The sequence below is a fragment of the Streptomyces sp. Q2 genome, assembly GCF_056820935.1.
In genome coordinates this window covers 131,941-144,544 of the sequence record NZ_JBXEJE010000010.1, presented here as the reverse complement: position 1 = coordinate 144,544, position 12,604 = coordinate 131,941, and the positions used below count along the sequence as shown (strand labels likewise).

14 protein-coding genes are annotated in these 12,604 nt (G+C 71.5%); 7 read left to right on the top strand and 7 right to left on the bottom strand.

The window, feature by feature from the left end; translation table 11 throughout:
* The first annotated feature begins 74 nt into the window (after nt 1-74).
* Both ACWBNA_RS13280 and ACWBNA_RS13275 read left to right on the top strand, forming a co-directional pair.
* Nucleotides 75-713: an ATP-dependent Clp protease proteolytic subunit gene (locus ACWBNA_RS13280; RefSeq protein WP_482704523.1), complete on the top strand. Its 639-nt coding sequence runs from the start codon at nt 75-77 to the stop codon at nt 711-713.
* Nucleotide 714: 1 nt separating this feature from the next.
* Nucleotides 715-1,317 (top strand): ClpP family protease, encoded by a 603-nt coding sequence (locus ACWBNA_RS13275; protein WP_482704522.1) that lies wholly within the window; start codon nt 715-717, stop codon nt 1,315-1,317.
* A 21-nt stretch (nt 1,318-1,338) separates the two neighbouring features.
* Here ACWBNA_RS13275 and ACWBNA_RS13270 read toward each other — a convergent pair whose 3' ends face one another.
* Nucleotides 1,339-1,758 carry a helix-turn-helix domain-containing protein gene (locus tag ACWBNA_RS13270; RefSeq protein ID WP_482704521.1) on the bottom strand — a complete coding sequence of 140 codons (420 nt, stop codon included), beginning with the start codon at nt 1,756-1,758 and terminating at the stop codon, nt 1,339-1,341.
* 87 nt (nt 1,759-1,845) lie between these two features.
* Here ACWBNA_RS13270 and ACWBNA_RS13265 point away from each other — a divergent pair, with 87 nt between their 5' ends.
* Nucleotides 1,846-2,619 carry a class I SAM-dependent methyltransferase gene (locus ACWBNA_RS13265; RefSeq protein ID WP_482704520.1) on the top strand — a complete coding sequence of 258 codons (774 nt, stop codon included), beginning with the start codon at nt 1,846-1,848 and terminating at the stop codon, nt 2,617-2,619.
* Between the two features lie 213 nt (nt 2,620-2,832).
* Nucleotides 2,833-3,723: an RNA polymerase sigma factor SigF gene (locus ACWBNA_RS13260; RefSeq protein ID WP_482704519.1), complete on the top strand. Its 891-nt coding sequence runs from the start codon at nt 2,833-2,835 to the stop codon at nt 3,721-3,723.
* An 88-nt stretch (nt 3,724-3,811) separates the two neighbouring features.
* Here the strand turns inward: ACWBNA_RS13260 and ACWBNA_RS13255 are convergent, their stop codons facing one another.
* Together ACWBNA_RS13255 and ACWBNA_RS13250 are read right to left on the bottom strand one after the other, a co-directional pair.
* On the bottom strand, nt 3,812-4,267 hold the full coding sequence (locus ACWBNA_RS13255) for an ATP-binding protein (RefSeq protein ID WP_482704518.1): 456 nt from the start codon (nt 4,265-4,267) through the stop codon (nt 3,812-3,814).
* Between the two features lie 125 nt (nt 4,268-4,392).
* The gene (locus ACWBNA_RS13250; RefSeq protein ID WP_482704517.1) at nt 4,393-5,619 is read right to left on the bottom strand and encodes a DUF6777 domain-containing protein; all 1,227 of its coding nucleotides are present in this window, start codon (nt 5,617-5,619) and stop codon (nt 4,393-4,395) included.
* A gap of 170 nt (nt 5,620-5,789) precedes the next feature.
* Here ACWBNA_RS13250 and ACWBNA_RS13245 point away from each other — a divergent pair, with 170 nt between their 5' ends.
* Together ACWBNA_RS13245 and ACWBNA_RS13240 are read left to right on the top strand one after the other, a co-directional pair.
* Nucleotides 5,790-7,070: a streptophobe family protein gene (locus tag ACWBNA_RS13245; RefSeq protein WP_482704516.1), complete on the top strand. Its 1,281-nt coding sequence runs from the start codon at nt 5,790-5,792 to the stop codon at nt 7,068-7,070.
* Between the two features lie 52 nt (nt 7,071-7,122).
* On the top strand, nt 7,123-7,536 hold the full coding sequence (locus ACWBNA_RS13240) for a nuclear transport factor 2 family protein (RefSeq protein ID WP_482704515.1): 414 nt from the start codon (nt 7,123-7,125) through the stop codon (nt 7,534-7,536).
* Here ACWBNA_RS13240 and ACWBNA_RS13235 read toward each other — a convergent pair.
* The 4 genes from ACWBNA_RS13235 to ACWBNA_RS13220 are packed head-to-tail and all read right to left on the bottom strand — an operon-like array spanning nt 7,527 to nt 11,858.
* Nucleotides 7,527-8,516 carry a serine/threonine-protein kinase gene (locus ACWBNA_RS13235; protein ID WP_482704514.1) on the bottom strand — a complete coding sequence of 330 codons (990 nt, stop codon included), beginning with the start codon at nt 8,514-8,516 and terminating at the stop codon, nt 7,527-7,529. The genes ACWBNA_RS13240 and ACWBNA_RS13235 overlap by 10 nt on opposite strands.
* Entirely contained in the window at nt 8,506-9,051 is a 546-nt protein-coding gene (locus tag ACWBNA_RS13230; RefSeq protein WP_482704512.1) for an SH3 domain-containing protein, read from the bottom strand. Before ACWBNA_RS13230 ends, ACWBNA_RS13235 begins: the two co-directional genes overlap by 11 nt.
* 9 nt (nt 9,052-9,060) lie before the next feature.
* Nucleotides 9,061-11,400: an ABC transporter ATP-binding protein/permease gene (locus ACWBNA_RS13225; RefSeq protein WP_482704511.1), complete on the bottom strand. Its 2,340-nt coding sequence runs from the start codon at nt 11,398-11,400 to the stop codon at nt 9,061-9,063.
* 47 nt (nt 11,401-11,447) lie between these two features.
* A complete protein-coding gene (locus ACWBNA_RS13220; RefSeq protein ID WP_482704510.1) occupies nt 11,448-11,858 on the bottom strand; it encodes a hypothetical protein in 411 nt (136 codons plus the stop codon).
* A gap of 333 nt (nt 11,859-12,191) precedes the next feature.
* Here ACWBNA_RS13220 and ACWBNA_RS13215 point away from each other — a divergent pair, with 333 nt between their 5' ends.
* Complete coding sequence (locus ACWBNA_RS13215) at nt 12,192-12,575, top strand: nuclear transport factor 2 family protein (protein WP_482704509.1); 384 nt, start codon at nt 12,192-12,194, stop codon at nt 12,573-12,575.
* The last annotated feature ends 29 nt before the right edge of the window (nt 12,576-12,604 follow it).

Genomic DNA, 12,604 nt, shown 5'->3' with positions numbered 1-12,604 from the left:
GAGAATCAGCCTCCCGGCACCGTCCGAGGTCAACAGTGGAGTCGACGGCATCCCCGCCACCACGAGGAGAACCGATGACTCCACTCAGCACGCTCGCTCCGCGGGCCGAGGAGGGCGACACCCCTCCCTCCCGCTTCGACGACCACCTGGCCGCCCAACTGCTCGGACAGCGCATCGTCCTGCTGGGCACCCAGGTCGACGAGGTCTCCGCGAACCGGGTCTGCGCCCAGCTGCTGATCCTGTCCGCGGAGGACCCGCGCACCGACATCAGCCTGTACGTCAACAGCCCGGGCGGTTCCGTGCACGCGGGGCTGGCCATCTACGACACCATGCGGCTGATCCCGAACGACGTGTCCACACTCGCCATGGGCTTCGCCGCGAGCATGGGCCAGTTCCTGCTCAGCGTCGGCGCCCCCGGCAAGCGCTACGCGCTCCCCAACGCGCGGATCATGATGCACCAGCCGTCGGCGGGCATCGGCGGCACCACCGCGGACATCGAGATCCAGGCGGAGAACCTGGAGCACACCAAGCGGACCATCGAGCGGATCACCGCGGAGCACACCGGGCAGAGCCCGGAGACCATCGCCCGGGACGGTGACCGCGACCGCTGGTTCACGGCCGAACAGGCCCGGGAGTACGGCATGGTGGACCGGGTCGTCGAGTCCCTCGCGGACGTGCGCCCGGCCGCATCGAAGCGACGGATGGGGCTGTGACATGGGGAGCTACACGATTCCGAACGTCGTCGAGCGGACCCCGCAGGGCGAGCGGTCGTACGACGTGTTCAGCCGGCTGCTGGCGGAGCGGATCATCTTCCTCGGCACCGAGATCGACGACGGCGTCGCCAACGTCGTCATCGCCCAGCTCCTCCACCTGGAGGCGGCGGCCCCGGAGAACGAGATCGCGATCTACATCAACTCCCCCGGCGGATCGTTCACTTCGCTGATGGCGATCTACGACACGATGACGTACGTACAGGCGCCGATCTCGACCTTCTGCGTCGGGCAGGCGGCCTCCACGGCGGCCGTGCTGCTGGCCGGAGGGGATCCCGGACGGCGGTCCGTCCTCGAGCACGCGCGGGTGCTGCTCGGGCAGCCGGCCAGCGGCGGACGGCAGGGCACCGTGTCCGATCTCGCCCTCCAGGCCAAGGAGATGGTGCGGATCCGCTCCCAGGTGGAGGAGGTGCTGGCCCGTCACACGCACCACGACGTCGCGACGCTGCGCGCGGACATGGACCGCGACAAGGTGTTCACCGCCGAGGAGGCGGTGGCCTACGGGCTCGCCGACGAAGTGGTGAGCCGGCGCCTCGTGACGGTCTGAGGCGCCGGCCCGCCCGGTTCGTCAGGCGGCCAGGCAGAGCCCGTTGTACGGCGCTGTCGATCGGCTGTGGCTCCTGGCGGGCCGGGCCCGGCGGTTGAGTTCGCCCTGCGCCAGCGACAGCAGGTCGCCGAGGCCGAAGCCGAGGGCGTGGGCGGCGGCCGCGAGAACCTCCGACGAGGCCTCCTTGCGGCCGCGCTCCACCTCCGAGAGGTACGGCATGGAGATCCGGGCCGCGTCGGCGACATCCTTGAGCGTGCGCTCCTGCGCCAGGCGCTCGCGACGCAGGACGTCACCGACCAGGTCCCGCCAGAGAGGTTCCCTGGCGGCGGGCTCCACCGGGGCGGTGGCGGGACGTTCGGACACGGGGCGGGCGGTCCCGGGGCGCGCGGAGGGCGGGCGCAGGGGGATCACGCGGGCTTGGTTCGGCGCTTGGCTGCTCACCTTCCCAGGTTAGGTTTCCTGGGCCCCAGGGGAAGGGACCGGCATTCCGCCCTGGGTGGAATCGTGACGGCGAAGGGCGGGCGAAGAATGCTGCGAGAGACGTTCAACGAGGTCGCGGAACTGTACGACCGGGCGCGGCCCCGCTATCCCCGGGCCCTGGTCGACGAGTTGGCGCGCGTCGCGGGCCTCGGACCGGGCAGCCGGGTCCTGGAGGTCGCCCCGGGGACCGGCCAACTCACCGTGCCGCTCGCCGAGTTCGGCTGCCGGATCACCGGCGTGGAGCTGGGGCCCGCCATGGCGGCCGTGGCCCGACGGCGGCTCGGGCGGTTTCCCCTGGTGGACGTGGAGGTGGCGGACTTCGATCAGTGGCGGCTGCCGCGTGAGCCGTACGACCTGGTGGTGTGCGCCACCGCGTTCCACTGGCTCGACCCGGCCCTGCGCGTACGGAAGCCCGCGGACGCGCTGCGCCCCGGAGGCCGGCTCGCGGTCGTCACCACCGAGCATGTGGCGGGCGGCAGCACGGACTTCTTCGCACAGGCCCAGCGCTGCTACGAACGCTGGGATCCGGCCACCCCACCCGGGCTGCGCCTGCAGGACCAGGCGGACGTCGCCACCGACACCGGCGAACTGGAGCGGGGCGGGCGCTTCGCGAACGTCGTGTCGACCCGGTACCTGCAGGACATCACGTACACCGCCGACCAGTACATCGACGTACTGCTCACGTATTCGGGCCACCGGGCGCTCGACGAGGCCTCCCGGGAAGGCCTGCTCGGCTGCGTCCGGGAACTGATCGTCAGCCGGCACGGCGGCAGCGTCACCAAGCGCTACCTGCACGAGCTGATCGTCGCCACCCGCACCTGAGCGGCTCTCACACCGATTTTCCGCCGCGCCGCAACAGAACAAGCATGTGTCGTCACAGCCCGGGTAGGCGCTAACAAGAGGAATCGCTCGGTGGCCGGTGTGCATACGTCGGCGCTGAGTGGGTACCCGCAGCCAGCACACTCGTAGCAGGACCCGATGTACAACCGAGGCCGAAGAGGCAGACGTCGAGCCGTGACTTTCGTGGGAGAGGTAATGGACACCGCCGTGATCCGGTCGGAGGCACAGGTCGTCGAGGAGACCGCCAGGACCCGGACGACGGGTGACGGACCGCTGCCGGGAGTCGAGAATCCGCGGACCGTGGCTCCGCGTGATGCGCGAGAGCTGTCCCGTCAGTTCTTCCAGCGCCTGACGGAACTCGAGGAAGGCACCCACGAGTACCAGTACGCGCGCAACACGCTCATCGAGATGAACATGTCCCTCGTGCGTTTCGCGGCCGGCCGGTTCCGCGGCCGCGGCGACGACATGGAGGACATCGTCCAGACCGGCATGATCGGCCTGATCAAGGCCATCGACCGCTTCGACCTCACCCGCGAGGTCGAGTTCACGTCGTTCGCCCTTCCTTACATCGTGGGCGAGATCAAGCGGTTCTTCCGTGACACCACCTGGGCGGTACACGTGCCGCGCCGGCTCCAGGAACTGCGTGTGGAGCTTGCCAAGGCCCGTGAGGAACTCGCCAGCCGCCTGGACCGCGAGCCGACCGTCGGCGAGCTGGCCACGCTGATGAACATCGCCGAGAACGAGGTCGTCGAGGCGCAGATCGCCTCCAACGGCTACAACTCCTCTTCGCTGGACGCCGCGCTCACGGGCGACGGCCCCGAGGGCGGCGAAGCCGTTCTCGCCGACTTCATCGGCGTGGAGGAGAACGGCCTTCGGCTGGTGGAGGACTTCCAGTCGCTGATCCCGCTCATGGCCGAGCTGAGCGAGCGCGACCGTCAGATCATCCACATGCGGTTCGTGGAGGAGGCCACCCAGGCGGAGATCGGCGAACGTCTCGGCTGCTCCCAGATGCACGTCTCGCGGCTGATCAAGCGGATCATCTCGCGGCTGCGCGAGGGCATGCTGGGCGAGCTGGGCTGCGCCTGATCCGGACGGACCAAGAGCGGGTGCCGCCCCACACGCGGGTACGGGGCGGCACCCGTGACTGGGCAGATCGACCGGGCAGATCGAGGAGTCACTCTCTGCCGATGCGCACGACGGCGCGTACGCGCTTGCCGACCGGGACCCGTTCGACGGCGAGGTCGGCCGCCAGCACGTGGACGATCTCCAGGCCGTGCCGGCCGATGCGTTCGGGGTCCTTCGGGAAGCGGTGGGGCAGGGCCTCGCTGCTGTCGTAGACGATCACCGCCACCTCGGCGTCCGTGCCCTCCAGCTCCAGGATGTACGGCCCGTTGCTGTGCCGGTCGGCGTTGGTGACCAGTTCGCTCACCACCAGCAGCACCGCGTCCCGGGCCCGGCCCGCCACCTCGGCGCACCACTCGGTCGTGAGCTGCTCGAGGAAGACCGCGGCGAAGGACCTCGCCTCCGCTATGCATCCCGGTTCGCCCGTGTAGTGTGCCGCCCGCCGCAGCGGTTCCACGGGCACGTCGAAACCAGTCGGTATCACTGCCCCGTCCAGATGCTCGATCATGCGTTTCTCTCTCGGAAGCCGGACTGGCCGGACGCTGCTGCACCAGTGCTCGTACCCCGAGCCGCGCGCCCCAGTCCCCGAGTCCCCGTGACGGCGCTTACGCCCTGGTCGAACAGCCCGAGGAGTTACGTCCCGGGGGACGCGGGGGCTGAGCCCGTGGACGCGGACTGTGGCGTCGTGTCGGGCTCCAGCGGGGGCTGCGGCGAGGTGGTGGGTGGCTCCGGCTCACTCGGGTCCGGGTCGAGGGTCGGCGTCTCGGACGAGGGCGGCTTGGACGAGGGCGGCTTGGAGCTCGGTGAGGACGGGGCGGCCGAGGTGGACGGGCACGGGCGAGCCGAGCCGCTGGGCTTCGGCGTCCTGCCGTTGTCGGCGGTCAGGGTGACACACGGCGACGGGGAGCCCGGTGACCTCGGCGTGCTCACCGACGGGGTGGGCTGATGGGCGGGCGGGTCGGTCTTCTTGTCCTTGCCCCCGGTGTCGCCGCGCTGCCGGGCGAACCAGTCGCCGCGGTCGGGGTCGTAGACCACGAAGACGTTGACGACCTGCACGGAGGGCACGACCACGACCACGTTCGAGGAGTTGTACGACGGCCAGGAGTCGCCGGTGCGCCGGGGCGTGGTCTGCTGGGCGACGGGCGGGGTGAGCGGGTTGCCGCACGCGCAGCGGACCCGGGGCACTCCGTGGTCGTCGACGAGGACGGCGGTGCCGGACTGCAGGACGGCCTGGTAGCTGGTGGCGGATCCGTCGCGGTAGCCGTGGTTGGTGACGCGGGTGTCCATGCGCAACTGCAGGGGCGTGAGGGAGCGCAGGTAGCCGGGGACCTCGGAGGGGGCCACGCCGGCGACGGAGGCGAACGCCGCGTTCTTCGGCGGGGCCGCCTGGAGGGCGGTGATCTGCTTCTCCACGTCGCAGCTGGAGACCTTGCGGGTGCCGCCGTAGAGGCCGGGGGCCCCGCCGTCGACGCCGCGTACCGCGTTGGCGGGGGTCGACTCGGTGCTCGGAGAGGTCGAGAGCGGCGGGGCGGAGCTGTCCGCCGCCGTCGACTCGGTGAAGGGGTCGGGGCCGGTCTTGCCGGCCGCCTGGAGGAAGACCTCGCCGCCCTTGGCCGAGCCGCCGCCGTCGGACCGGGTGAAGACGACCGCGAGGAGCACGGCGGCCACGACCAGGGTGGCCAGCACCGCGACCCGTGGGACGGACCGCCACCAGGGGCGGCCCGGTTCCGGCGTGTGCCCTCCGTCCGCTCCGCCGCCCGGGGGCTGCGAGGGCGGCCCCGAGGGCGGCTGGGAGGGGCCGGACAGCGGGCCGGAGGGGGGTCCTGTGGGGCGGCCGGACGATGGCGGTTCGACGCTCACTAGCTCTTCTTCCCGACGAAGGACACCAGCGTTTTGTCTGCAAGTGGATGTTTTGTCAGATTATTTTCGGAACATCACCATTGTGTGCTCCGTTCCCGTGCCGCCCGCAAGCCGACGCGGACGGCCCCTCCCGGCGGGCGCGCCGCACAGGCTCTGCTTAGCGTGGCAGCGTGAGTGTCCGAACCCGCTCCGACGAGGCGGTCGTCGCCCGCCACGGCTGGGTGCAGGCCGTGGTCACGGTGCTGGCCGCGCTGATCGCGATGGTGGTGGTCGCCGGGCTGGGGCTGTGGGCGGCCGGTGCGTCGGACCTTCCGGACAACGCGTTCCCCCGGGTGGTGGCGGCGACCGTGGTGACGGCCGTCGGCGGCACGATCGAGCTGTCGGGGAACGCCGGTGGACTCGCGGACACGAATGCGGGTCTCACGGTGATCCCGCTCTCCGTCACCCTCGTCGGGGCGCTGGTCCTCGGTGCGGGCTTCCTCCGGCCGCTGCGGCACCGGGCGGTCGCGGGCGCGGGGGAACTGGCCGGATGGGCCGGGCGGATCGCCGTACTGTGGCTGCTCGCCCTGGCCGGCCTGGCCCTGGCGGCCCGCCAGACCTTCCAGCTCTCCCTCGGCGACGAGACGCTGGGCGACCTGGGCGACCTGTTCGGCGTGTCGCCGAAGGTCGGTTTCACCACGGACGTGCCGCCGACCCTGTTCTTCGGCCTGTTGTGGCTGGCCGGAGTGCTGGTGCTGGCCGTTCTCGTCTCGCGCGGGGCGCCGCTGCCGCCCCGGCTGCTGCGGTTCCAGGCATCGGTGCGGCCGGCCGCGTACGCCATGGTCGTGCTGCTGCTCGCGTACGTCGTCCTGGGCCTCGTCATCGCCCTGGTCGTCGCGGCGACGCGGGGCCGTGCGACGGAGACCCTCGCGGTGATCCTGCTCGGCATGCCGAACCTGGCCTGGCTCACGCTCACCATCGGCCTCGGCGCCACCTGGAACGGCCGGGTGGAGGGGCCCTTCGGGCTGCCGATGCCGCACGTCCTCGACGAGGTGCTGCGCTCTTCGGACACCGCCACCCTGAATCTGGGCACGCTCGCCGAGCACGACGGCAGGGTGTGGTGGCTCGTGGTCGTGGACGCGGTGCTGCTGCTGGCCGCCGCCTTCGTCATGGCGGCCCGCTCCCCGGCCCGGATGCGCGCCTGGCAGCACGCCGTGCACATGGCGGTCGCCCTCGCCCTGACGGTGCTGATGATCTGCCTGGTCGGCCGGATCTCCGCGCACTACGGCCTGTCGGTCCTCGGCATCGGAGACCTGGGCGGGGACTTGGGCGGAGACCTGTTCCTGAAGCCCGAACTGTGGTCGGCGATCGGCCTGGCCCTGCTGTGGGGGCTGGTCACCGGCTTCCTGGGCGGACTGCTGGCCAGACCGGTACGACGGCGGGGCGCGGCGGGAAACGGCTGGAAACCCTGACGTCGCGTGTGCGAGCGTACGGCCAGTCGAAGAAGAAGGACCGGGTCAGGACATGACGCTCACGCTCGAAGACCGGCTGGCCATCAACGAGTTGATCGCACTGCACGGGCATCTGATGGACGCCGGGGACCTGGACCGCGCGGCGGAGCTCTTCACCCCGGACGTCGTCTACGACCTGTTCGACTTCGGCCAGGGCCAGGTCACCGGGATCGCCGCCCTCAAGCAGGCGGCCCTGGCCCTGGGCGCGGCGAACCCCGTCGCGCACCACGTCACCAACGTGGTGATCGAGGAGACGGCCGAGGGCCGGGCGCATGTGCGCTCCAAGGGGCTGGCCGTCATGGCGGACGGTTCGTGCGGGTCGGTGACGTATGAGGACACCGTGGTGCGGGCCGCCGAGGGGTGGCGGATCCGTCGGCGTGAGGTGGTGGCGCGGCGGGTGCCGCTGGGCGGGCTCGGTCAGGGCTGACGGCCCGGGTGCCGGAAGACCGCCTCGGCCCAGCGTGGCGGCGGTTTCGGCCGGTCGCGCGCCGGTTCCACGACACCCCGGTCGACCTCGGTCGGCGGGTGGCCGCCCGCCGGGGCCCCGCGCAGGGCCGCGACGAAGGTGAGGCAGGAGTCGTAGCGGTCGTCGGGGGTCTTGGCCAGGGCCTTGGCGAAGACGGTGTCGAGGTGGGGGGCGAGGTCGGGTCGGGACTCGGTCAGGGGTGGCGGTTCGTCGTACTGGTGGGCCCACAGCAGGGCCATGTCGTCGTCGCGGCGGAAGGGCGGGCGGCCCGCGAGGGTCTCGTAGACGACACAGGCGAAGCCGTAGACGTCGCAGCGGCCGTCGACGGGACGTCCGGAGATCTGCTCGGGGGCCACGTAGTCGAGCGTGCCGACGAACTGGCCGACCGTGGTGAAGCCGGTCAGGGACAGGGACTTCTTCGTCAGGCCGAAGTCGGTGAGGTAGACGTGCTCGGGGTGGTCACTGTCGGTGCCGCGGGCCACCAGGATGTTGCCGGGCTTCACGTCGCGATGGACCAGGCCGTATTCGTGGGCGGCGTCCAGCGCGGACCCGACCTGGGCGGCGATCCGGATCGCGGTCGCGAGCGGCAGGGGTCCGTCGCGGTCCAGGAGGTGGCGCAGGTCGCTGCCGGGGACGTAGCGCATCGCGATGTACAGGACGCCGTCCGTCTCGCCCGCCTCGAAGACCGGCACGATGTTCGGGTGGTCGATCGCGGCGGCCACGTGGGACTCGTGGGTGAAGCGGCGGCGGAAAGTGTCGTTGCGGGCGAGTTCGGGGGCGAGCAGTTTGAGGGCGACGGTCCGGTCCAGGCGCAGGTCCCGGGCGCGGTAGACGACGGCCATGCCGCCGCGGCCGATCTCGTGCTCGATGCGGTAGCCGGCGACCTGCTTGCCGATCAGCTCGGAGGGCCGCCCTGAGAAGAGGCTCGCTTCATGTGCCATCGGGTGTCACGACCTGGGTCGGGGCGTGCCCGGGATCCGCGGCGGCGGCGCGGGGCCCGTCGTCCGTGGCGTAGGTGGTGAGCCGGGCCCCGTCCGCGTACGCCCACCGCCCGCCTTCGTCGTCGTAGAGCCACATCGACTCGCCGTCCACGACGACGCCGAGCCGCAGTCCTCGCGTCCGCACGCGAAAGGCCTCCCCCTCCAGCGCGCCGGCCGCCAGTTCCTCGACCGCGGCCCGGTAGCGGGCCAGGGCGTGTTCGGCGCGGGTGAGCAGGGGGCGGGGGTCGGCGGCGTGGCCCAGCGGGCCGTCGGCGAGCGGTGGGTCCTGGGGTACGGCGACCAGGTGGCGGCCGTCGACCCAGGCCGACCAGCCGTTGGCGCACAGGACGTACCCCCAGTCGCCGCGTCGCTCCACGAGCTGGACCGGCAGCAGCGCGTCGAGGGGCACGGTGGGCCGGGCGGGGTCGGGGGCCTCCCAGGCGGGCATGCCGTTCTGGGGCACGACGTGGGTGGGCCGGAATCCGGGGGCCGTCATCGCGCGCCCCTACTTCCGCATCACGGCGGGTTCGTGCCGGCGCAGCAGCCGGGAGACGAGGAACCCGAAGGCCGCCGACAGGACGACCAGCATGGCCAGGTTGAGCAGCCACACCCCGGCCGAGTGCTCGAACAGCGGATCGCCGGTCAGCTCGCCGGGCACGATCCGGGACAGGCCGACGGTGCCGGCCATCGCGCCGAGCGCCCACCGCGAGGGCACCAGCCATGCCAGTTGTTCCAGGCCGGGCACGCCGTCCAGTTTCAGCAGGGCGCCGCAGAAGACCACTTGGACGATGGCGAGCAGCACGAGCAGTGGCATCGTCACCTCCTCCTTGCGCACCATCGCGGAGACCAGCAGGCCGAGCATCATCGCGGTGAACGCCAGCAGGGCGACGGCGACCGTGATTTCGGCAAGGGGCGGCATCAACACGCCTTCGCCGCCAGGGGCGTTGAGGTCGACGCCGAGCAGGGCGACCAGGGTCAGCACCACGGCCTGCAGGACGGTGATCGTGCCGAGGACGACGACCTTGGACATCAGGTACGCGGATCTGGACAGGCCCACGGCTCGCTCGCGCTGGTAGATCACGCGTTCCTTGACGAGTTCGCGCACGGCGTTGGCCGCGCCGGTCAGGACTCCGCCGACGCACAGGATCAGCAGGGCGTTCATGGCCGTTTCCTGGGTCAGCTTGCTGCCGGCCAGGGCTCTGCCCATGGCGCCCATCACGAACGGCAGCGCGATCATGATGGCGAGGAAGGTGCGGTCGGCGCTGAGAGCGGCCGCGTACCGGCGCACGAGGGTGCCGAGCTGGGCGCCGCGGCTGCGGGGCCGGGCCGGGGGGGTGATGAGGACGGGGCCCTCGCGGGGCCGCCTGGGCTGGGCGGTCGCGTCCTGGACGTACCGGCGGCGGGACGGCGAGGTGTGGAAGTCCCCCGCCCAGTCGCGCTCGCGGTCCCGTTCGAAGGCCTCGAAGGCCTCCGGCCACTGGGTGAAGCCGAAGTAGGCGAGGGCGTCCTCGGGCGGGCCGTAGTAGGCGATCTTCCCACCGGGCGCGAGGACGAGGAGCCGGTCGCAGACGTCGAGGCTGAGGACGCTGTGGGTGACGACGATGACCGTGCGGCCGTCGTCGGCGAGACCGCGCAGCATGTGCATCACCGAGCGGTCCATGCCGGGGTCCAGTCCCGAGGTCGGTTCGTCGAGGAACAGCAGGGACGGCTTGGTCAGCAGCTCCAGGGCCACGCTGACCCGCTTGCGCTGGCCGCCGGACAGGCTGTGCACGGGCTGCCGTGCCCGCTCCTCCAGGCCGAGTTCCCGGATGACCTCGTCGACCCTGGCGCGGCGCTCGGCCTTGGCGGTGTCCTGCGGGAAGCGCAGTTCGGCGGCGTAGGACAGGGCGCTGCGGACGGTGAGCTGGGCGTGCAGGATGTCGTCCTGCGGGACCAGGCCGATGCGCTGGCGCAGTTCGGCGTAGTCGCGGTAGAGGTCGCGGCCGTCGTACAGGACGGTGCCGTGGTCGGCGGGGCGCTGTCCGGTCAGGGCGTTGAGGAGCGTGGACTTCCCGGCGCCGCTCGGGCCGACGACCGCGAGCAGGCACTTCTCGCCCACCGGGAACGACACGTGGTCGAGCAGGGTCTTGCGGCCGCGGTCGACGGCGACCGTGAGGTCCTGCACGTCCAGGGAGACCTCGCCGGTGTCGACGTACTCCTGCAGCTGGTCGCCGACCAGGCTGAACGCCGAGTGGCCGATGCCGACGATGTCGCCGGGGCCGATGAGGGCGCGGGTGACGGCCAGACCGTTGAGGAAGGTGCCGTTGTGGCTGCCGAGGTCGGCGATCTCGTACGTCCCGTCCGGCAGGGCGCGCAGCTCGGCGTGCCGGCGGGAGACGCCGAGGTCGTCGATGACCAGGTCGTTGTCCTCGGCGCGGCCGATGCGGACGGTGCGGGTGGGCAGCGGCCGTACGGTGGTGGGCTGCCGGAAGGTGCCGGTCAGGGCGGGCATCTGGACCGCGGAGGGGCGTTCCGGTGCGGGGGGCGGGAGGCCGGCGAGGACGGCGCACGGGCCGTCAGCCGGGCTGCCGAAGCGGATGACGCTGCCGGGGCCGACGCCCCACTCGTGGACACGGCGGCCGTCGGCGTAGGTGCCGTTGGTGCTGTTCTCGTCCTCGAGGGTCCAGTGGCCGTCCTCGGGTCGCAGCACCGCGTGGTGCCAGGAGACCCGGGCATCGTCGATGACGATGTCGCACAGGGGATCGCGGCCGACGTGGTAGTCGTGGCCCGGACTCATCACCGTGGAGCCGGTGTCGGTCTCCACCACGAGTTCGGGCGCCGTGGGTGCCATCGGCCGCTCCGCCATATGGGCAATTCTACCGATTAGTACCGGTCTGCGCCCGGCGTCGCCGTTCAGGCCACGGGCGTGAACAGCAGGGAGGCGGTGCGCTGCATGCGCAGGGCGTCCACGGACTCCGCCAGCAGCTCGTATTCGGTGGTGTCGTCGCTGGCGGCGATCCGCACCAGCCGCCCCGCGGCCAACTCGTCGGCCACCCACTCCTGTTGGGCCGGATCTCCGCACCAGGTCCGGAGCACGGCGGGCACGTCGGGCACCGTCGCGGCGACCGGGACGAGCGCGCCGGCCGGTAAGTGGTCGGCCTCCGGCTGGGGGTCGAGGCGGTCGGCGATCCAGGCGGCGCGGTCGCGCAGCCACCACAGGGCGAGCGCGAGGGTGGGAGCCCGGTAGGTTCCGAGAGGCACGCCGATGCGTCGGCCGCCGCAAGTGCCGTACCCCGTGACATGGCACAGGAATTCGTCGTGCACGATCCACTCCCCCGCTGCTTCGCTAGCCTGTCGGCCGGGCCTCGCTTTCCCTGCGGCTCATGTGCTGTGCGTGACTGGGGCTTCGCTGGATGTGAGGCCCTAACAGTCGAGTATGTTCACTACTGAAACACTGTCACCACGACTTTTTGGCCAGTCTCCTGGCATATTCACCACCCGCCATGGCCGAAAAATGGCGAGTACATGCCGATGTCGTCATTACCTGCGGGGTAATCGACCAGCCGCAGCGCTCGGGGCATGGTTGCGGTACCGGGTCGCCGGCACCCGGACCCCGGTTCCGACCAGCAGGAACGACCTCGATGGAGGCTGATCGCCATGCCCGCGAACACCGATCGCTACGAGAGTGCCGTCGCCCGCTATTTCGAGGCCTGGAACGCCCGGGAGACCGAGGCCCGGGTCAAGGCGGTCGCGGCCGCCTGGGCCGCGGACGGCACCTACACCGACCCGTTCAGCGATGTCGACGGCCACGAACAGATCGCGGCCGTCATCGCGGCGACCCACGTGCAGTTCCCCGGCTTCGCCTTCCGGCTCACCGGCGCGGTGGACGGCCACCACGACACGGCGCGCTTCTCCTGGGAGCTGGTGAGCGAGAGCGACGGCTCGGCACCCGTGGCCGGCTCCGACGTGATCACCCTGGACACGGACGGGCGGATCAGCAGCGTGCTGGGCTTCCTGGACCGGATACCCGCCGGAGCCTGACGACCGGTCCAGCGATGAGTTTGCGCGCT